Raw genomic sequence first — 19,666 nt, forward strand, 5'->3', positions numbered from 1 at the left:
AAGTGATGGGAAGTCTCTTAACTTTCAAATAAGGCTTGTGAAGGTTTAGGTTCATGAGCGCTAGACTGTATCGGTAACTTAATAGTAAACGTCGTGCCCGCGCCAACGATTGAACTAACCTCGATATATCCACCATGTTGCTCGATAATTTGTGCCGTAATAGCTAACCCTAGCCCCGTGCCATGGCCTGCTTTTTTGGTAGTAAAAAATGGCTCAAAAATCTTCGCCAGCGTATTTTCTTGGATACCGACACCATTGTCTTTGACGCTCACGATAATGTGCTGCTGCGCCTTATCAATAGAAGAGCTGACTTGCAATGTCCCTTTATGATCAGCTGGCATGGCTTGGGCGGCATTATTAAATAGGTTCAATAATACTTGATTGACCTGTGAAGGGTTGCATTGAATCGGCGGTAGTTCGGCTAGATTGGTTTTGACGTCTAGAGTTTTTAAATTATTGCGCGCCATAATCAATGAGGTATTGATGCAATCATTGATATCAACATCCTTTACCTTAGATTCATCAATTCGAGAAAAGTCGCGCAAGCTGACGACCAGCTCGGCAATCTGATCGACGCCGTAAAGTCCATCTTTAATCAAATCGGCCAAATCCTCACTGACCTCATCTTCTTTAATTTCCTCGCAGCATTGTAAGGTTTGCTCTATCAGTTGCTCGACTTGTTCTTGATTGATAGTTGGCGCTTTTAAGACCTGCAATAATTGATCAGTATGTTGTAGTAACTCATCAAAGCGCATGAGATTATCGCCAACCAATTCCATGTTACTTCGCACGTAGCCTAGCGGCGTGTTGACCTCATGCGCCACACCTGCCACCATTTGGCCAAGCGTAGCCATTTTTTCAGAACGCACCAGATGCACTTGTGAGGCTTTTAACTCATCCATGGCTTGCTGTAAATCTTGTGTGCGGGCGGCGACTTGTTTTTCTAGATGAACATTGATTTCAGCAAGTGCGCCTTCATTCTCGACGACGCGATCAATCAATTGATTGGTCTGCTCACTAATAACTTGAATCTCACTGACATTTGAATGAGGAAGTTTGTGCGCGCTTAATTGTTGATATTTTTTTTGCTCAATTAACATCCCCATGTCAGCCACTGACTGTGCCATGTGCTTTAGCGGCCGCGTAAAGTAGCGACGAAATACCCATGCGGTCAACAACAAGATAGGAATGAAGCCCAACAGCATGGCTTGAATCAGTTTATTAGACAGGGCATTTGCCACGCTCATCAGGTCATTATCAGGCTTGACAATGACCATCTTCCAATACGTAAAAGGCATGCGAAACACGAAGGCGGTGGCGGGCTGCTGCAACACAAAATCATTGGGCACAGCGATGGTATCGACCAAATGACTGTCTACCAAATTAAACGTTTGATCGATATTTAACAGCAATAATGCTGAGAGTAATTTGGACTCTTGCTCGCTGATTTTATTCAGATTGGTCGTACTTAGAATACTACGAGCAGCGAGCGTATAGCGGCTTTCATCTTTAGTTACTGCCTCATCTATCAGTGTCTGATTAATACTATCTAGACTGTCCGCAATAGGGGCAAAGCTAGGATGTTTCTCGGCCAATTGATACGCGGTTACCATTTCGCCTTGGGGATTATCTTCAGTCGCTTGCGTAACCATAGATTGATCAGGAAAGGTCAAAAACCGATTATCCAAGTCTACTAAAAAGACATAACCACCGAGCTTATCTTGCCACTTTTTCATCGCCTCACCGAGGTTGTCTAATAGCAGATTGAAACTCACCACTCCATCAAAAGCCTGATTGCGACTATCGTATAATGCCTTGGCACACGTCATCATCGGCTGATTACTCATCGGATCGACATAGGCACGACTCCAAACACAGTGATCATGACGCGCGTACATTGCAGGAATGTACCACCAATCACGATAATAGGGATTCGGGGTTTGGCGCGCTTGATTATAGCGCGCTAATGGCTGCATATTGCCTGAGCTATCGCGCGCCCACACAAATGACTGCCGCTCTCTACCCTCAGCGTACATATTTGGATCAAACCATACGCCACCGCCTACAATCCGTTGATCGATTTGTTGCATGAGATTACCAAAGGTTTCTTTATAAAGAGCGTCTTGTTTTGGTAACCCGCCCGCCATCGTACTGGTGGCTTTGGCCAATCCGTCGACATGGTTGATACTCGCCATAATGCTATTGATGGCTTCATTACCTGTTTCAACCACTGTCTCTGAGGTCATCTCCAGTATGCGCGGCTTAGCTTGGGTTTCGATGACCCAGTACACCAGCAAAATAATGAGTAAAAAAGCCAATGTTAAAATAATCAGTATACGGGTGGAGATACTACCAAACCGATCAACAACCTTCATAAACACACCTGATATCTATGCGCTAACTGTTATCAACAAATCAGTGAATGACTAAAGATATGAGTGATACGCAACCGCTATTTATAGTGAGCTCAAGAATACGATGCCGTTATGACAATACGATGACAATAATCGTGTTTTACCGTATGGTAGCTATTATCTGTCTATACGCAGCAGCTATATGATTTCTTCATTGTTTATTTTTGCGACTTTTTTAGCATAAACGACATTCCGCTTATTGCGAGCCTACGTCAGGCTTGGCAATGCCATTATTGCTTTAGATAAGGAAAAAAATATAGCTAAAGAGACAGTCCTTATTATGGGAAAGCCCACTCTAATTGGACCATGGAGAAGAGAAGCGACTATAGTCAGTTTAATATAAAATCGATACAGCCCATATCATGAAATAGTTTAGGTAGATTATTCTCTATCCATCCTTAGCGTAGAAATTTAGCTTGTGCCCACTTCTTCTGGATAGGATTTAGATCAGGGCTATATGGTGGTAAAAATAACAGGCGATCGCCGTGCCTATTAATTAGCTTTTGCACGCGTTTATGAAAGCTTGCGTTATTGACCTATGCTGACAATACTGTAGAAACTAACTTAGGAAATTTTAATAATAAAGCTTAATGATGATGACCCATGCTATCGACCTCATAGCCATTAAATTCACATCCAACACTAGAATTTCGATTCCCATATAGGGAATTGAACCCAATTAAAGCACCATAACAAGTATTATGTTATTCAGTGATTTCGGTACCCTAGTGAGGACTCAAATGTTTAGCTGTAGGCTATCTATATCAGTAGTCAAAGTTATTTATGGTAGCTCAGTGTACATAGCAGTGTAATTTTCAATATAAAATGGCGAACCTTCATGTACTGATTCAAAATCAACGACCTGAGCTTGGCCAACGAGGATGATAGTCATCGACTACGAAAGGATGGGTATGACGTATCCCATTGGGTGTAGGAGATCCAGTAGCATGAGCATGACCTTCTGGCAAATCCGAATGCTCGTGTTCAATCTCTGTTAAATCAATAGACGGCCAGACTCTAAAAGCCGCCCATACTGCTAGTGCAGCAGCACAGCCTAATACCGCAAAAGCTACCGTCATACTGTAGCGAGCACCTAGCCAACCAGCCAAAGGATAAAATACTAACCAACTCACATGAGATAAAGCAAACTGAGCGGCAAACAATGCAGGACGATCTTCCTGATGTGAGGATCGCCATAGCAAGCGTCCAGAGGGAGTTTGGGCAGCAGAATAACCCAAACCTAGCACGAACCATAAGGCCATAAGCGAGTTTTGTCCCATCATCAATGTACCAGCAAACATACCCACCACTAACAACCCTACACCGCTTAACATGACCCTACGGTCTGTCAGCTTAACCAGTAGGCTTGGCAAAGCCAATGCAGCAATCATAGAGCCTGCACCAAAGCTTGCCAATGCTAATGCGACTGCGCTCTGAGTCAGTCCCATCCCACCCTGAATGATTACCACTGTATTCACAAAGACCATAGACGCAGCGGCAGACACAGCAACGTTGACCGCGAGTAATCCGCGCAGTCGAGGGGTAGCTAAATAGATACGAATACCGCGTGTGGTTCTATCATAAATGCTACGACGCTCTGGCATAGCATGCGCTGGTAGCGTGACCGATACGACCAATAAGGCAGAGACTAAAAATCCCAACACCGTTCCCGTAAACAGATTATGAAAGCTCATTACTGTCAGCAATGCCGCCGCTAACATAGGACTGACCAGACTCTCTATATCGTACGCAAGGCGTGAGAGTGATAAGGCTTTGGTGTAATCCGCTTCATCAGGTAGAACATCAGGAATAGTGGCTTGAAAAGTAGGCGTGAAGGCTGCTGAGGCAGATTGCAAGACAAAGATCAGCACGTAAACCTCCCAAATCTGGGAAACAAACGGCAAAAGCAGAGCTACACCTGCTCGTATCACATCCAGCGTTACCAACATCGTGCGTTTGGGCAACCGTTCGGCAAAGGCCGCTGCAATGGGTGCAATACCAACATAGGCAATCATTTTGATAGCCAATGCCGTTCCCATAACAACCCCAGCATCATTGCCAGCCAAATCAAAAGCTAGAAGCCCAAGCGCCACGGTAGCCAGACCAGTACCAATCAGGGCAATGACTTGCGCGGCAAATAAATGACGATAAGTTTGATTTGCAAAGATACTAAGCATGGGAGGCTCTTTAGATCAGTCGATTGATCTTATAGGTAACGGGTTATCTCCTTAAACTCCTCGATAGAATTCTGCTGATCTTTATCAACAGAACCTAACAAATCTTCAAGGCAATGATCTAAATGGTCTTGGATTAAAATTTTCTTGGCTTGGTGAATCGCATTCTCTACCGCTTGTAACTGTTGGGCTACATCAAGGCAGGTTCGACCCTCAACCAACATCTCTATCGTACTGCTTAGATGACCATTCGCTTTTTTAAGGCGTGTGATAACGGCTGGATGAGAAGCGTGTATGTGCGGTTTTTTCATAATGACAGTATCCTTCCTCTAGAGAGCGCAATTATACCCTATAAGACTTGAGTTTTTACGGTTGACATTATCCCCCCCTAGGGGATAGTATCTTACTCCTTAATCGCTTAGTTTGCGTTCGAAAAATTCACGATTTTACTTACTAGTCCATAAAAAAATGCTTAGTAACACAAATCATACTTACTCCATTGGTTAGGATTAACTGTTCTTATCGCATTGCATCACGCAACACAACGCAACGCATTCATTATTTTCAGACCACAGGATTCTTAATGTATAGCCATGTTTTAAATAGGCTTTCAAGCTCGCCATGGGCGACTTGGCAGACCCGTCTGTTAGTGTTCTCAGTACTTCTTATTTGTCTTCTTACTGGCAGTAATGAAGCGCTTGCTCATGCTGTAACCGCAGGGGATAAAGGGTATATTCAGGAGATTTCAGGGGTCAATATTTTGCCCTTTATGTACTTGGGCGCTAAGCATATGATAACGGGGTATGACCACATACTGTTTCTCTTCGGGGTCATCTTTTTTCTCTACCTTATGAAGCACATTGGTATCTATGTGAGCCTATTTGCATTAGGTCACTCCACTACGATGATTTTAGGCGTGTACTTCAACATCGGTATGAACAGTTATCTGATTGATGCCATTATTGGCCTCTCTGTTGTTTACAAAGCTTTAGATAACATTGGTGCGTATCAAACATGGTTCGGGTATCAACCAAACACCAAAATAGCAGTGCTTATATTTGGCCTTTTCCATGGCTTTGGGTTATCAACTAAAATTCTTGAATATGAGATGTCACCTGACGGTCTACTTCCTAACCTGCTCGCATTTAACGTGGGTGTGGAAATTGGGCAACTACTGGCTCTAGCGATCATATTGATTGGTATGAGCTACTGGCGACGCACGTCAAGTTTCATCCGTAACGCCTATACAGCCAACGTTGCCATGATGAGCGCAGGATTTATTTTAGTGGGCATGCAGCTCACTGGCTATTTAATGTCTCAATAATCTAAGGATTTCTAATATGTATAACAGTGATACCCCCTTGCAGGCTGAACTTCCCTCTTCAAAGCAGCTTATGAAATCTACTGTTCTGGCTGTAATTGCAGCAATCGTTCTTTTATTTACGGTGGTTCTCCCAGCTGAATATGGTATTGACCCAACTGGGGTTGGTAAACTGCTTCGTTTGACGGAAATGGGACAGGTTAAGCAGCAATTAGCAGAAGAAGCCGCCGCCGATGCTGCTGGTTTATTAGCAACTGATACACTGGCGTCTGAAACACCAGATATTGATAATGTGGCCGAACAAGCAGTGAGTGCCACACTTTCTGATACTGCTGTCGCTAACGGACAGTGGCGCGATGAAATTCCCTTTACTTTGACACCAGGGGAAGGGTTAGAGATTAAGATGAAAATGGCTGCAGGTGGCAAGTCTGAATACTCTTGGATCGTGACAGGCGGTGATGTTAACTTCGACACCCATGGTGACGCACCAGGCCAAGCGATTAGCTATGAAAAAGGTCGCGGAATTGCCGCTGATGAAGGTGTTCTAGAAGCCGCATTTACAGGTAATCACGGCTGGTTCTGGCGCAACCGAGGACAATCGGATGTTCAAGTTGTTTTGCGTACCCGTGGCGATTACAGCACTATTAAAACGATGTAAAAAAGTAGCAGTTAGTTTTTGCCGCTACTACCTGATTAGAAACAGAGCTGTCTCACTAAGCTTAGAGTAACAAGCTAGACAAACTCAATCCTCGAATTGGAACACAAGCGGTCTAATGCGAGGACTTATTTAGGATTGGATAGCGATATATCTACTTCTAGGAGTTATTGAAGATATGATCTATGAGAGAGGCACAAAAAAATGTAGTCACAGCCGTATCAAAACTTAGTGGCTCTGCCTAACCACGTTGCCAACTCACGGGCAGGAGCCTGACTCAAACACTGAGGACAATTAATATAAGTCATCACGCAGTCATTCAAATCGGTTAGCATATGTAGAAGTAACCCTAAACCAATTATTTTATAGGGCCTTGGTAGAAATAGCATAGCCGCATATGCCGCCATTGCATAGTAAGTATGCAGCGGATGAAAGTTAATACTGCAACGATCGGGCGAAAAGATAGGTGTCGCTAGCAGATGATCTAAATCAACTAGCATGGTTGCTAAAAGAATCAAATATACTCGTTTATAGTCGTCACGAAAAAATATATAGGCGATGACCAATGGCATACCAAAATGTAGAAAATAATGGATAACGGTTTGAATCATCGCTTTTTCCGATTTAAGATAGTTTGTAGTGGAAAATCAATTTCATATAAAACATAAGATATTTTTTCTTTAAAGTGCATGTGAAATATATGCATCATACACTCACTCTCTTATCATTGTATCTGTCCAAAAAATTAATAGTTAATATAGGGCATACCCAAGTGGAACCAGCTATTTCACCCTTCATACCTATTAATAGACCACTTAAAATAGACTGCTATCACAATGCTGAACTAGCTCGTCTATTGCGTTACGCATCATAGAACCACATGTTCTTTATTACAAAGCCACCTCGTAACTCGTACTACGCCCCGAAGCCTCGGATTTTTTCAGCATCCCCCTCTCTATCAGATCATTGATATCACGCAGTGCTATGTCTACAGAACACTTGGTCATCACTGACCATTTTTTAGTAGTCAAGTTGCCATAAAAGTCTGTGAGTAAATTATTTAGCATAGTGACTTGTCTGGTGTTCAATGCATGCTGTCGATGGTTCTGCCAAAAACTCGCTTTATCAATGATTTTATCTGTGGTCATTTGAGCAGCAATGAGTGCTTGTTCTAGTGTTTGTAGAAACCAGCACAGCCAATCAGTGATATCAGTATCGCCTTTTTGTGTTCGTTCCAATATTTTATAGTAGTCATTGCGCTGTTTAAGAATCTGCGCTGACATACTATAAAAACGTTGGGCGCTATCCTCGCTTTGTGCCAGTACTCTCTCAGTAATGGCACAGGTCAATCGCCCATTGCCATCATCAAAGGGATGGATCGTCACAAACCATAAATGAGCGATACCTGCTTTAATCACCAGATCTATGTTCTCTTGCTCATTTGGTAACGTGTTAAACCAGGATAAAATTGTCTATCATATTGGCGACTGGTCACTTGTCGGCAACGTTCGCTATGACAATATGCGCTGTAGCGGAAATATAAAGCTAGGCTTGAGCAAAACTTGCCCAATTATAGCCATAGCCAAACTACATCAAAAAATCTATGTGCCCAAATTGGGCCTAAGTTGTGTCTTCTATCAATTTTAACTATAGTCAATCCACTATAAATCAACCACAGTGCTACTGGGATAAGTTTTGCGCCGCCTCTGTCTGCGCAGGCACAGTAAGCAAGAAAAATTTATCCCAGTAGCGCTTTATAATATTTGTACTTATTTTATTTAGGACTGACTATATCTTTCAAAATAGCATTTTTGACCTCTACTTTAATGGTATCAATGTTTTTACTCTCTGAAATAGCTACGGTGTATTTCGTGATATACATGCCATACATATACTATTCGTAATCGGTTCGCTGTGTACGTATCAATCAAACTTTAGCATCAATGAAATCGAGCATAAAAAAGACAGTTTATACAAGGTTCATTAAGGTATATATTAATATCAATGACTCGAATTCGGGAATTAAGCCATGTTAACTTTTCATTCAAAATCATCATTGCCGATAATTAAAACGGCAATGGCTTCTACTTTATTAATCGCTGCTGTACAACTGATGACAGGCTGTGACTCACAGCCCTCATCTTCAAATAATGACGGCACTGCGCAAACGAATACTGTAGATAAAGACATGGCTAAAAATGGTGAGATATCTGTCAATTCAGCACCTCCAGATACGAGTGCTACGGATAAAACACAAACTAACGACGCAGCATATCTATCCGATGAACAAATCGTCAGCCCGTTAGGGTATCAGAAACTAAGCTTCGGTCAGATGATTACTCCTGAACTGCTAAGTAGTCTAGGAATGACCAAAGCCAAGAGCGATAACGAACAATGCTATTACGTCAGTAATCCAGCACTGAGTTATATCGATAAAGAGTACGGTGAACGTGCTGCTGTGCTATATCAAATCATAGACAACAAGGTTGCCCTGATCAGTATTCAGGATCCAAGCATACCGTTTTATAAAGACATCAATGTTGGCAATTCAGCTACAGCGGTTATGAAAGTGCATGATGACGAGCTCACTTACGAGGTCGATAAATATGCGGTTGATGGTGATTACTATAGCTTGATTGCTAATGTTAATTTCAAAGTAATAAAAGAAAGCCCACTTGGAGAATCATTAAAAGACGAAAATATTGAACTCAATAATAAACAGGATAAGCTGCCTCTACAAATTGAATATCATATCAAGGGCGGTCAAAAGCTGAGTGATTCTACAATTAAGGCGACTGAGTGGACAGAAGACAATGAAAGCTTATTAAAAGGTGAGGTAGAAAGCATCGATATCGGTATACCAGAAGCGATTTATTTGGTCGAAGGCTGCTCTTAAAAAATGAAAATAAAAACCCAGCATCTAGCTGGGTTTTTTACGAAAGGCTATTTTCTATAAAGTTGCTTTGTGATTCATGCTTAATCAATGAGTTATCGCACTCTCTAAAATCGTATACGCTGCTTTAACCCTATCTGCATTTGGATAGTTTTTATTTGCCAGAATGACAATGCCTGATTTTTCGGCAGGAATATAAGCGATATAACCACCAAACCCATTAGTAGCGCCTGTTTTGTTGACCCAGACGTTATTTAAAACAGCCGTTGGATGATTGTCTGTTTTAATGGCTTGAGGCTTTAGTACCACGTCCATTGAGTTGCCTTCAAGCAAGGTATCTAGCTGAGTAGGATAAGGGTACATCTCCCATCCTAACCCTTGGGTAAAAGTGCTCGCCTGATAGTAACCCTTTCTATTATTGTCTAACGCTTGCTGAATATCTTTATCCAGCGGTACTAGCCCCATATTAGCCGCCATAAAATGCGTCATATCTTTAATGGTGGATTTAATACCATAGGCTTCGGCGTCTAACATGCCAGGATTGACTCGGATAGCATCGCCAGCAGCGTTATAACCAAATGCATAATCAGACATCTTGTCACTAGGTACATTAATAAAGGTATTGGGCATATTGAGTGACGGCAGTATTTTTTCTTCCATCAACTGTGTGTAATCAGCGTCCATGCTCAATGCAGATATATAACCAAACAGACCGATACTGGCATTGGAATACAGACGCTTTGAGTTGATAGGGAATACAGGCTGCCAAGATTTATAATAACGAAGCAACTCTTTATTGTTTTTGACGTCATCAGGGACTTGTAGTGGTAGACCACCAGCTGAATAGGTGGCTAGGTTTATCAGCTTGGTATTGCCAATGGCGCTGTTTTTTAGGTAGGGAATATATTTATCAGCGGTATCTTCTAATTTAAGTGTGCCATTTAATTCTGAATAACTGGCTAAAGTAGCAGCAAACGTCTTACTGATTGAGCCTAGCTCAAAAATAGTGTTTTCTGAGACAGGTATTTTGGCTTTCTTATCAGCCAAACCATAATGATAGAAGTGTGATTTACCATCAATAATAATACCAAAAGCCATTCCTGAAATATTATGCTCATTCATTAGTAATTTGGCTTGTTGATCAACAGCGCTCTTTAGATGGTCATTGTTATCCGCTGCTTGTACGGTTCCAGATAGTAATGATGCTGTCACTAAAGCGGTAAATCCCACTTGATTTAAAAAGGTTTGAAAGGGTTGTTTCATTATAGGGTTTCTCATTTATTCTGATAGATGTACTGATAATTTAGTGAGCATGCAAATAGCGCTTTGCTTTCAGTTCGGGTATGCCGTTTTACATTATCTCAGAATGCTGAATCCCCGACAATCTTGGCGATTTAGTATCATAGAATGGATCTTTTAGAATGTACCTCAAAGGGATCATTGAAAACTGGCTTCTTCTATCTAAAGCCATTTTTCATAATATTTATTACTGGAACAAAAGGCGCGCTTCATACTTTGTGCTGATGATCAGCGGTAACAGGGCTAATCTTTATATCTTCAGCCTGAGTACCTACCTGCGTATTTAAATCATTACTTGCAGCGGGCGTACTATTTTCATGGCTAAGCACACGATTCTTGCGAGCATGCTGGGCTCCTTCATCTTTGACTGCTTCTTTAAAACCCTTTACCGCACCGCCTAAATCCTTGCCAGCATTTTTAAGCTTAGCAGTGCCAAATACGACAACAACCACAACCAATAAAATCAGCCAATGTGTAATAGAAAAACTGCCCATAACGGTATCCTTATATCTTAGGCCTTGATAAGACCAGTATTTGTAAGTGTGCTTTAAAACCCTCTTCACCGTACCAGAATTACAACTTCAAACGGCGCAATCGCAGCGCGTTACCAATAACAGATACTGACGAGAGACTCATAGCCGCCGCTGCTATCATTGGACTGAGTAAAAGTCCGAAGAACGGATACAGCACACCTGCCGCAATCGGCACACCAAGGGCGTTGTAGATAAAGGCAAAAAACAGATTCTGTCTGATATTGCGCATCGTAGAATGGCTCAGTTTATGGGCTCTTACGATTCCCATCAGATCACCTTTCACTAACGTGATCCCAGCACTCTCCATGGCCACATCTGTTCCTGTGCCCATAGCGATGCCGACATCTGCTTGGGCAAGAGCGGGAGCATCGTTAATACCGTCACCCGCCATAGCCACAACCTTGCCACTACTTTGCAACTCTTTTATGATACGATTTTTGTCTTCTGGAGAGACGTCAGCATGTACCTCATCAATATTTAACTTACTAGCAACCGCTCTAGCCGTTATCTCATTATCACCTGTCAGCATGACTACCCGCAGTCCAGCTTTGTGTAATAGCGATATTGCCTCACTGGTACTCGGCTTGATCGGATCAGCGACCGATATGAGACCAGCAGCTTGCCCATCTACTGCGACAAACATAACAGTTTCACCGTCCTTCCTGCGTTTGTCGGCGCGTTCTGAAAGCGTACTGTCAAAACTATTGAGGCGTTGCATGAATTTTGAGTTGCCTACGGCGACTTGCTTGCCATTGACCAGCGCCTGCGCGCCTTCACCGGTAGTTGAACTAAAATCGCTTGCCTTAACCATATCGAGAGATTTTGCCTTTGCAGCCTTGACCAATAGCTTCTGCCAGAGGATGTTCGCTGGCAGTCTCTACCGCTGCGACAAGTATAAGCAGCTCATCCTCGTCTAAGCCGCCAAGCGCTTCAATAGCGGTAAGCTCTGGTTTGCCTGCTGTCAGCGTTCCGGTTTTATCGACAACGATAGTGTCGACTTTTTCCATGCTCTCTAACGCTTCAGCATTCTTGATAAGCACCCCATTTTGCGCACCCTTACCAGTGCCCACCATGATTGACATCGGTGTGGCGAGCCCTAACGCACAAGGGCAGGCAATGATTAATACAGCGATAGCATTGACCAGCGCAAAAGCCATTGCAGGCGTAGGCCCAAATATCGCCCAGACAATAAAGGTAATGACAGAGCAAATAAGTACGATGGGCACGAACCATCCAGCTACCTTATCAACCAGTTTCTGTATTGGCGCGCGACTGCGCTGGGCTTCAGCAACCATCTTGACGATCTTGGACAATACGGTATCATCGCCAACATCGACCGCTTTGATCAGTAGTGTCCCAGTACCGTTGACTGTGCCGCCGGTGACCGTATCCCCTTGTGCCTTTAACACTGGGATGGGTTCACCAGTCACCATCGATTCATCAATGCTACTACTACCATCAAGTACCGTACCGTCTACAGGAAGCTTCTCTCCTGGCTTCACTCGCAATCTGTCGCCGCTGATCACTTCATCAAGTGACACTTCGGTTTCGACATCGTTCTCATCCACACGTCTTGCCGTTGGTGGTGCTAGCTCTAGTAACGCACGGATTGCTCCTGAGGTCTGACTTCTGGCTTTGAGCTCTAACACTTGACCCAATAGCACTAAGGTCACAATGACCGCTGCCGCTTCGTAGTACACCCCTACTTGGCCAGTGGCGTCCCTGAAGCTATCTGGAAAAATATCCGGAAGGAAGGTTGCTACCAGACTGAAACCAAAAGCTGCGCCTACACCCACTGCAATCAAAGTGAACATGTTCAGGTTTCGGCTTTTTATTGATTGCCAGCCACGAACGAAGAATGGTGCGCCTCCCCATAACACCACTGGTGTTGCAAGCGCTAGCTGAATCCACTGAGCGATCTGTCCAGAGATATCACCTTGTCCAAGGTTGTCTAAGCTTAGACCTACCATGTCACTCATAGCATACAGAAATAGCGGTATGGTCAACACCGTACAAATCCAGAAACGGCGTGTCATATCGTCGAGCTCTGAGGTGTCCTCCTCACCAATGGTAACCGTCTCTGGTTCAAGTGCCATTCCGCATATTGGACAGCCACTATTCTTCACGTCCCTGACTTCGGGATGCATCGGACAAATATAAACGGTACCCTTATAATCAGCTGGCACTTTGTCGTATTTGCCGCCTTTGACAGATTTTACCTTAGTACGGTCAGTATCTTTGCCATGACAATGTGAATGACTGTCTTCATCAGTAACCTCGTCCTCAGGTTTGAGGAACATACCACATATTGGGCAATCGCTTTTTTCAACATCTCTCACTTCGGGATGCATCGGACAAGTATAGACTGTACCGCTATAGTTCTCTGGTACTTTGTCGTACTTACTATCTTTAGTAGGGTGAGTATCGGTATTCGACGCGATGTGGCAGTTGGTATGGTCATCTTTCACTGCTGCCATCTTAGCAACAGTGTCTTCAGGTTTAAGAGACATGTTGCATATTGGGCAGCCGCTATCTGTAACGTCTCTCACCTCTGGATGCATCGGACAGGTATAAACGGCGCCATTATAATCAGCTGGCACTTGGTTATACTCTTTGAAGGTAGTATGGGTTTGATTAGTATTCTTTGAATCTTGGCCACTAAGGCCATTATTTTTATCGCTATTATTAGGATTCATCAGATAACTCCTTCACTTATATTGAGTAAAGATTGCGCTCTAACTCAATGGTTAAGAGATGCCCGTTATCATGATTACTATTTGATAAAATCTTAATTTTGATGTTAGAGACGGATGTTAAAGAAAAGGTAATATGTACCAATAGCACTTAAAATTGGGCTACTGTTAGGCTACTGAAGAAAGGCGTATAGCGAAAGTCTCAGTCATCCAATAATATATTTGTACCTAACCTTAAAGAGCAATAACTCTCTATTGGATAGTTTTATCTAAAATATAGATTCAGACTCTACGAGATCGCTACTCAAAAGCCATTTCCCGACGACTACACGCATCTCTTTATTACAAGCTTTAATCTGGTTTACGCAGATATTTCAGAATTGCCATCAATATCAACACAATTACAGCAAAAAGAAGTAGCGCAAACAGTAGGCAGAGAATCATCCAGCCCATCCCTTGCATCATCGTTCCCTGCATCATTTCTCCATTCATTATGCCGTTCATAATAGTATTTCTCCGTAGATTATAGTATTGGCATTAATAGTAGTGTGCGCGCTAAGCATGGGAATATCAAATGCTCATTAATTACATCTCTTCAAGATCAGAGCCGATAAATTAACCATCGTTAAACGTCGACTCTTTTAAAATCAGTAACGTTATCCTTGAGGGCTCTGCATCATCTGGCGACAGTAAGTGGCTAAATTTTCTGGTAAATCCTCTGGGCAGACGCCACACTGCTGGTTGCCAGGGACAGCATAATCAATGAATTTCGGATATGATAGATTTAGGTTGCTCATGATGACCTTGAATTCTTCGAGTGTTATGTCCTCGCCAAGCCGTGGATTGCGCTTTTTTTCCTGCGCGATTGAAGAAACAAAGCGCTCCTTGTAGTCGTGCGCAGGATAGACCAGCGTGTCGTCTGGTAAAGAAAAAAGTTTCTGCCGCACAGATTTATACAGCGCATCGGCATCGCCATTCTGGAAGTCGGTCCGGCCACATCCATCGATAAGTAAAGCATCGCCAGTGAATACCCTCTCATTAAAGAGATACGCAAAATGACCATCGGTGTGTCCCGGCGTATGCAATGGGTGCAGGGTAATACCAGCAACCTGCAAAGGTGTTCCTTCTTTCAGCCCGACATCCACACATGGTAGACGGTCAAAGGCAGGCGCTGCAATCTTGCTACCGACGGCACGCTTCATCTCTAATGCTGCAGTAATGTGGTCTGCATGGATATGCGTGTCAACTGTGTAGACCAAATCCAGTCCCAATCTATGGATTTCAGCCAAGTCACGATCCATAGTCGCGATGACCGGATCAATCAGGATAGCTTGACCTGTATCCTCATCCCCTAACAGATAGGTATAAGTGCTCGAAAGGGGTTCGTACAATTGACGAAATATCATGATTATTCCTTGTATAAGGTAAGGGGTGATGCCCAACACACTGGTTATTGCACCTATTTTTTATATATTATGTTCTAATATAGTGTATTCATAAAGCATTACTCTGTATGGTTTTTATGTGACATTAGCAGACCAAAGCTGTTGGACTCGTGGGTCTTCGATATTTGCTCTTGAGCTGGTCAATACGGCAAGCGAGTGATGCGGTATCATCAATGAATTGCTGTATTAAATAACCATAGTGTTAAGATTGGTTTTTAGGTTATTACACGCCCTTTCATAATCTTCTCTCTTTATATAATCTTCCGTAATACTAAACATCATATCTTCAGTATATGAATTTAATAATTATGACATCGACAGCACGGTTCATTATCATCGAGCTGACTGATTAAACTCTCCCAAGTTAGTGCCTAAAGATTTGATATCATAAAATCAAATTATTCACTCGGATCAGAACTCGGTGGAAATTCATGACGGAGCTGAGCAACGTTGGCAGCAGTGACCGTATCGGTAAATTTATTAAGGTCACTATGCACATATTGAGTGACCGCTGCTATTTGTTCATCATTCATCATACTTTGAAAGGATGGCATACCGCGTAAGCCATTCATCACAACACTAATGATATAGTACTTTGATTGCATCTTACTGTTATCAGCAAGCGGCGGATAGTAACCTGCCCCCTTTGCGCCCTTACCATCTTGCATATGACAGCCAGCGCAGGAATCATCATACAGCTTTTTACCATTGGTAGTAATAAACCCCTTTTCACCTTCAGAGCTACCTTCGAACTTTGCTAACCACTTTTGCAAGCTAGCATCTTCTACCATTTTCGGTAGTGAGCTGACATCGACGATATTGGCTGTTGGCGATCTAAGCGCTTCTCTAGTCATATACACTGCACCCCATGCACCATTATTGCGACTGGCTTGATTATCAAAGACCATTTGCGTGGTTTGTTGCTGACTGGCGAGAGTAACAGCATTGGCATTAGTGGATTGGCTACAGCCTGATAGCGCGACTGTGCTTCCGATACCTAATATCATTACCACAGCAAGCAGGTTTGGTTTGATCATGTCCATGATTACCTCTGAATTTATTATGATTAATTTACTGTAATAATCACTTCTACTAACCAAGTTTTTTTGCCTTTTGATGTAGTCGCTGAGCGGCATCCATGCCAGATAAAATTGCCCCTTCTTGCCATGCTGGGATATGTGAGCAGTGCTCACCTGCTAGTACGATACGGTGGTCAATCGCGCATAGCGTAGCGTAGTACTGATCACGGCTTGACTCGCTCCAAATGCCATAGCAACCGAGCGACCATGGAATACGGTGCCAAGCGACGGACGTTCCAGAGCGGAACTCTTTGGTATATTGCGGATGAATATACTTACCATACTGTAGTGCCGCATTAATACGCTCTTTTGGATTCAGCGTATTAAATCGATAAGAGGCTTCTCCAAATCCATACGCGCCGAGTAGCACCCCTGAGCCTGTGGTAAACATATCGTGTGAAGGATAGGATATCTGTGAGATAGGCATATCGGTATAGCTGATACCGCCATAAATCCATTCGTCTTCTTCCCAAAATCGGCGTTTGAACTCTAAACCTACTTTATAAGAGGTGTCATAAGGTACCGCTGCCATCGCTTGCTTCATCGGCGCTGAGACGTTAATGTCAATTTGGGTTAATACGGATAGTGGAATGTTGCAGATACACCAGTCAGCACGCACGGTTTTAGTTTCGCCATCTAGATTGTTACTAATGCTATTGCTATCGACATAATCGACAGTGACGCCAGTCTCATCTTGATGAATCTTAGTGACCTTAGCATTAAACGTAATCATGTCTCGACATTCGCGAGTGAATGCATCACCGATTTTTCCCATACCACCGACAGGCTGAAACATCGCTGGTTGATGGTCATATGTCGTATAGTTGCTATAAATATCTGACCACATCCCTGAATTTAAGAGCTTGTCCATCGGTATCGGTGTCGAGGGTTTGGCATCAGGCATCAAACCGCCACCCGGATAAACGCTATAGCCACGATGCTTGCTGGTTTCGTGGCTTTTAACATAGCGATAATTATTATCAAGGACGCCCCAACCTTTTAAGCCTTCTAAGAGCTTCTCTTTATCCTCTTTATTAACTGTCTTATCAAGGCTACCGGTATTGACTGCTTTGGATAATAGCTCTGAGACATAGCCACGTATGTCACTTTGTACTTCACCCAATCGCTGCGGTGCACCATTAAAATGAGTGGTACGGTGCAAATAGGCGCGGTCATTGGTTTGGATAAAAGGCTGCAGTGCCACACCGAATTTTTTACAATAATGGAATACCGCATAATGATGAACGGGCAATCGCCATGGTCCACCATTAAAGTAATTGCCTTTTTTAAAGTCACAAGTCACCTCGCCGCCACCAAGCTCGGTATATTTATCACCTGCGTTTAGTGTCCAACTGCGACCACCACCGCGATTTTGAAACTCAAGAACAGTGACTTTATAGCCGGCTTTACGTAGCTCATAAGCAGCGGTGAGTCCGCCCAATCCTGCGCCAAGGATCACAATGCTAGCGCCAGCAGGCGCACCCTTTAAATTCATCTCTTGTTTAAAACTAGATTCCGAAGCAAATCCTAACGTAGTCATCGCCTGATACATTGCTGTAGCCCCTGCGGTCTTACCGATCATTGATAGCAGTTGCCGACGGGTGGGCGATTGAAGCACATCATTCATTTTATTATCCTTATTATAGAACCGTCATCCATGTCATCAGGTTGCATTAAGTATTTTTATAGCTGTATCGATAGTGGGGTTAATGGCACTTACTTTAAGATGCGTTTAACGTCAGCAGCACTAACATCACTACTTTGTAGACCACCGAAACTTACCCGCACGTAATTGGTAATACTGGCAATCTGCGCATGACTTAACTCTTTCTCGAAGCCTGGCATTTTGGGTGCTGTGTTTAACGCCCCTTTTGCACCATAAGCAATAACGTTAATCAGTGCGTCTGGCTTAACGCGACGAATACTACTCAGTCCTACGATAGAGGCGTAACGAGCATCGGGCTGCGCGTAACCATCGACCCCATGACAGCTGCCACAGGCAGCAAGATATAGCGCTTTTGGTGAGTTTTGGTCATTATTAAAATGAGCATTCGTGGATGTTTTTGCCTGCGCTAAATAGTCTTTTTGCTCTATTAAATTATAAGCAATAGAGCTGCTGACCGGATTAGGCAGCCGTGATGTATCTATAGGTATCACGTAATCGTCAGTCTTGAGGATAGGTACGACTTTTAGATAAGCAGCCATTGCAATTAAGTCGCCATCGCTTAGATAGCGTGTACTATGGGCGACGGCTTCAGCCATTGGTCCACCTGCATAAGCCCGTTTGTCGAGCATGCCAGTACGTAGATAAGTGACGATATCACTCTCGCTCCAACGACCGATACCGCTGTCATTATCTGGAGTGATGTTGGGTGCATACCACTTACCAAGTGGCGCACCGGATAAATACTTGTCTTTATCAAGACCTTGCGTGAGATTGCGCGGTGTGTGACAAGTACCGCAATGTTCCAAGTTATTAACCAGATATTCACCGCGCTGCTGGGTTTGGGTAAGCCCTGCACGATTTTCGGTAGAAGGCACGTTAAGCACATTCCAAGCCAACATTAATGTTCGGATATTCAACGGGAATGGTAGCTTAGTGGTATTTTCAGGTGGCTCCTCTACTGGAGGTACGGTTTGAAAGTAAGCAAATAATGCACTGATATCCGCATCAGCCATACCATGATAAGAAGGATATGGCATCGCAGGATATAGCTGATGCGTAGGCGCACGACCTTTTTTCAGGGCTTTTTTAAAGTCAGTCTCAGTATAGTTACCGATACCATAACGTGTGGAGGGCGTGATATTGGTCGAGTAAATATTACCAATGGGGGTTTCAATCGCGACGCCGCCGCTATAGTCCTCGCGATGACACGCCATGCAATCAGCAGTACGGGCAATGTAGGCACCGCGATTAACCAAATCGCTATTGGCAGGACTGACATTGGGTAAGCTGATAGCAGGATTGACATTGGGTAAGCTGATAGCGGGACTGATATTGAATAGGCTCGTCGTATTAGATAAGCCTGCACTATCAGCCATGACAGCGCTGGAAGCCATACTAAGTGCAAGTGCTGATAACAGCATATAACTTGATTTCATACTATCCTCACTAGGCTGGCAAAAACTCATTTTTAATTATTTTAGCCATGACTTTATG

At 43.3% G+C, this 19,666-nt stretch carries 15 protein-coding genes and 2 pseudogenes; 3 read left to right on the forward strand and 14 right to left on the reverse strand.

What is annotated here, in order from left to right:
- Positions 1-17: 17 nt before the first annotated feature.
- The 4 genes and pseudogenes from VLA57_RS02350 to VLA57_RS02360 all read right to left on the reverse strand — a co-directional run bounded on the left by VLA57_RS02350 (position 18) and on the right by VLA57_RS02360 (position 4,899).
- Entirely contained in the window at positions 18-2,375 is a 2,358-nt protein-coding gene (locus VLA57_RS02350; protein WP_333954228.1) for a sensor histidine kinase, read from the reverse strand.
- A gap of 437 nt (positions 2,376-2,812) precedes the next feature.
- A pseudogene (locus VLA57_RS12555) lies at positions 2,813-2,935 on the reverse strand (transposase); the annotation flags it as partial.
- Between the two features lie 333 nt (positions 2,936-3,268).
- A complete protein-coding gene (locus VLA57_RS02355; RefSeq protein ID WP_133104398.1) occupies positions 3,269-4,591 on the reverse strand; it encodes an MFS transporter in 1,323 nt (440 codons plus the stop codon).
- A gap of 29 nt (positions 4,592-4,620) precedes the next feature.
- Positions 4,621-4,899 carry a metal-sensing transcriptional repressor gene (locus VLA57_RS02360; RefSeq protein ID WP_011514090.1) on the reverse strand — a complete coding sequence of 93 codons (279 nt, stop codon included), beginning with the start codon at positions 4,897-4,899 and terminating at the stop codon, positions 4,621-4,623.
- 272 nt (positions 4,900-5,171) lie between these two features.
- On the opposite strand from VLA57_RS02360, the gene VLA57_RS02365 reads away from it, so the two are divergent.
- Both VLA57_RS02365 and VLA57_RS02370 read left to right on the forward strand, forming a co-directional pair.
- On the forward strand, positions 5,172-5,912 hold the full coding sequence (locus tag VLA57_RS02365; protein WP_133104397.1) for a HupE/UreJ family protein: 741 nt from the start codon (positions 5,172-5,174) through the stop codon (positions 5,910-5,912).
- Positions 5,913-6,033: 121 nt separating this feature from the next.
- The gene (locus VLA57_RS02370; RefSeq protein ID WP_262881095.1) at positions 6,034-6,567 is read left to right on the forward strand and encodes a transmembrane anchor protein; all 534 of its coding nucleotides are present in this window, start codon (positions 6,034-6,036) and stop codon (positions 6,565-6,567) included.
- A 218-nt stretch (positions 6,568-6,785) separates the two neighbouring features.
- Here the strand turns inward: VLA57_RS02370 and VLA57_RS02375 are convergent, their stop codons facing one another.
- Positions 6,786-7,175 carry a DUF6122 family protein gene (locus VLA57_RS02375; RefSeq protein WP_133104395.1) on the reverse strand — a complete coding sequence of 130 codons (390 nt, stop codon included), beginning with the start codon at positions 7,173-7,175 and terminating at the stop codon, positions 6,786-6,788.
- A gap of 279 nt (positions 7,176-7,454) precedes the next feature.
- Positions 7,455-8,033 (reverse strand): Fic family protein, encoded by a 579-nt coding sequence (locus VLA57_RS02380; protein ID WP_410477365.1) that lies wholly within the window; start codon positions 8,031-8,033, stop codon positions 7,455-7,457.
- A 560-nt stretch (positions 8,034-8,593) separates the two neighbouring features.
- Between VLA57_RS02380 and VLA57_RS02385 the strand changes: the two genes are divergently transcribed.
- Positions 8,594-9,460: a hypothetical protein gene (locus tag VLA57_RS02385; protein ID WP_333954230.1), complete on the forward strand. Its 867-nt coding sequence runs from the start codon at positions 8,594-8,596 to the stop codon at positions 9,458-9,460.
- Positions 9,461-9,544: 84 nt separating this feature from the next.
- Here VLA57_RS02385 and ampC read toward each other — a convergent pair whose 3' ends face one another.
- The 8 genes and pseudogenes from ampC to VLA57_RS02425 all read right to left on the reverse strand — a co-directional run bounded on the left by ampC (position 9,545) and on the right by VLA57_RS02425 (position 19,608).
- Entirely contained in the window at positions 9,545-10,720 is a 1,176-nt protein-coding gene (gene ampC / locus VLA57_RS02390; protein ID WP_333954231.1) for a class C beta-lactamase, read from the reverse strand.
- 245 nt (positions 10,721-10,965) lie between these two features.
- Entirely contained in the window at positions 10,966-11,250 is a 285-nt protein-coding gene (gene tatA, locus VLA57_RS02395; protein WP_333954232.1) for a Sec-independent protein translocase subunit TatA, read from the reverse strand.
- Positions 11,251-11,329: 79 nt separating this feature from the next.
- A pseudogene (locus VLA57_RS02400) lies at positions 11,330-13,985 on the reverse strand (copper-transporting P-type ATPase).
- 348 nt (positions 13,986-14,333) lie between these two features.
- The gene (locus VLA57_RS02405) at positions 14,334-14,486 is read right to left on the reverse strand and encodes a hypothetical protein (protein WP_333954233.1); all 153 of its coding nucleotides are present in this window, start codon (positions 14,484-14,486) and stop codon (positions 14,334-14,336) included.
- A gap of 152 nt (positions 14,487-14,638) precedes the next feature.
- Positions 14,639-15,388 carry an MBL fold metallo-hydrolase gene (locus VLA57_RS02410; RefSeq protein ID WP_333954234.1) on the reverse strand — a complete coding sequence of 250 codons (750 nt, stop codon included), beginning with the start codon at positions 15,386-15,388 and terminating at the stop codon, positions 14,639-14,641.
- A 437-nt stretch (positions 15,389-15,825) separates the two neighbouring features.
- On the reverse strand, positions 15,826-16,470 hold the full coding sequence (locus tag VLA57_RS02415; protein WP_333954235.1) for a c-type cytochrome: 645 nt from the start codon (positions 16,468-16,470) through the stop codon (positions 15,826-15,828).
- A 49-nt stretch (positions 16,471-16,519) separates the two neighbouring features.
- Positions 16,520-18,133: a flavin monoamine oxidase family protein gene (locus tag VLA57_RS02420; protein WP_333954236.1), complete on the reverse strand. Its 1,614-nt coding sequence runs from the start codon at positions 18,131-18,133 to the stop codon at positions 16,520-16,522.
- Positions 18,134-18,222: 89 nt separating this feature from the next.
- Positions 18,223-19,608, reverse strand: a complete 1,386-nt coding sequence (locus VLA57_RS02425; RefSeq protein WP_333954237.1) for a cytochrome c — start codon at positions 19,606-19,608, stop codon at positions 18,223-18,225.
- Positions 19,609-19,666 lie beyond the last annotated feature (58 nt).

The sequence above is a fragment of the Psychrobacter sp. S4(2024) genome, assembly GCF_036861305.1.
GTDB lineage: Bacteria > Pseudomonadota > Gammaproteobacteria > Pseudomonadales > Moraxellaceae > Psychrobacter > Psychrobacter cryohalolentis.

What these genes read in the sequence shown, in the direction of transcription:
- VLA57_RS02410 (WP_333954234.1), bottom strand. Translation starts at nt 15,388, where the DNA reads ATGATATTTCGTCAATTGTACGAACCCCTTTCGAGCACTTATACCTAT.
- VLA57_RS02425 (WP_333954237.1), bottom strand. Translation starts at nt 19,608, where the DNA reads ATGAAATCAAGTTATATGCTGTTATCAGCACTTGCACTTAGTATGGCT.
- tatA (WP_333954232.1), bottom strand. Translation starts at nt 11,250, where the DNA reads ATGGGCAGTTTTTCTATTACACATTGGCTGATTTTATTGGTTGTGGTT.
- VLA57_RS02385 (WP_333954230.1), top strand. Translation starts at nt 8,594, where the DNA reads ATGTTAACTTTTCATTCAAAATCATCATTGCCGATAATTAAAACGGCA.
- VLA57_RS02355 (WP_133104398.1), bottom strand. Translation starts at nt 4,591, where the DNA reads ATGCTTAGTATCTTTGCAAATCAAACTTATCGTCATTTATTTGCCGCG.
- VLA57_RS02415 (WP_333954235.1), bottom strand. Translation starts at nt 16,470, where the DNA reads ATGGACATGATCAAACCAAACCTGCTTGCTGTGGTAATGATATTAGGT.
- ampC (WP_333954231.1), bottom strand. Translation starts at nt 10,720, where the DNA reads ATGAAACAACCCTTTCAAACCTTTTTAAATCAAGTGGGATTTACCGCT.
- VLA57_RS02360 (WP_011514090.1), bottom strand. Translation starts at nt 4,899, where the DNA reads ATGAAAAAACCGCACATACACGCTTCTCATCCAGCCGTTATCACACGC.
- VLA57_RS02375 (WP_133104395.1), bottom strand. Translation starts at nt 7,175, where the DNA reads ATGATTCAAACCGTTATCCATTATTTTCTACATTTTGGTATGCCATTG.
- VLA57_RS02350 (WP_333954228.1), bottom strand. Translation starts at nt 2,375, where the DNA reads ATGAAGGTTGTTGATCGGTTTGGTAGTATCTCCACCCGTATACTGATT.
- VLA57_RS02365 (WP_133104397.1), top strand. Translation starts at nt 5,172, where the DNA reads ATGTATAGCCATGTTTTAAATAGGCTTTCAAGCTCGCCATGGGCGACT.
- VLA57_RS02405 (WP_333954233.1), bottom strand. Translation starts at nt 14,486, where the DNA reads ATGAACGGCATAATGAATGGAGAAATGATGCAGGGAACGATGATGCAA.
- VLA57_RS02420 (WP_333954236.1), bottom strand. Translation starts at nt 18,133, where the DNA reads ATGAATGATGTGCTTCAATCGCCCACCCGTCGGCAACTGCTATCAATG.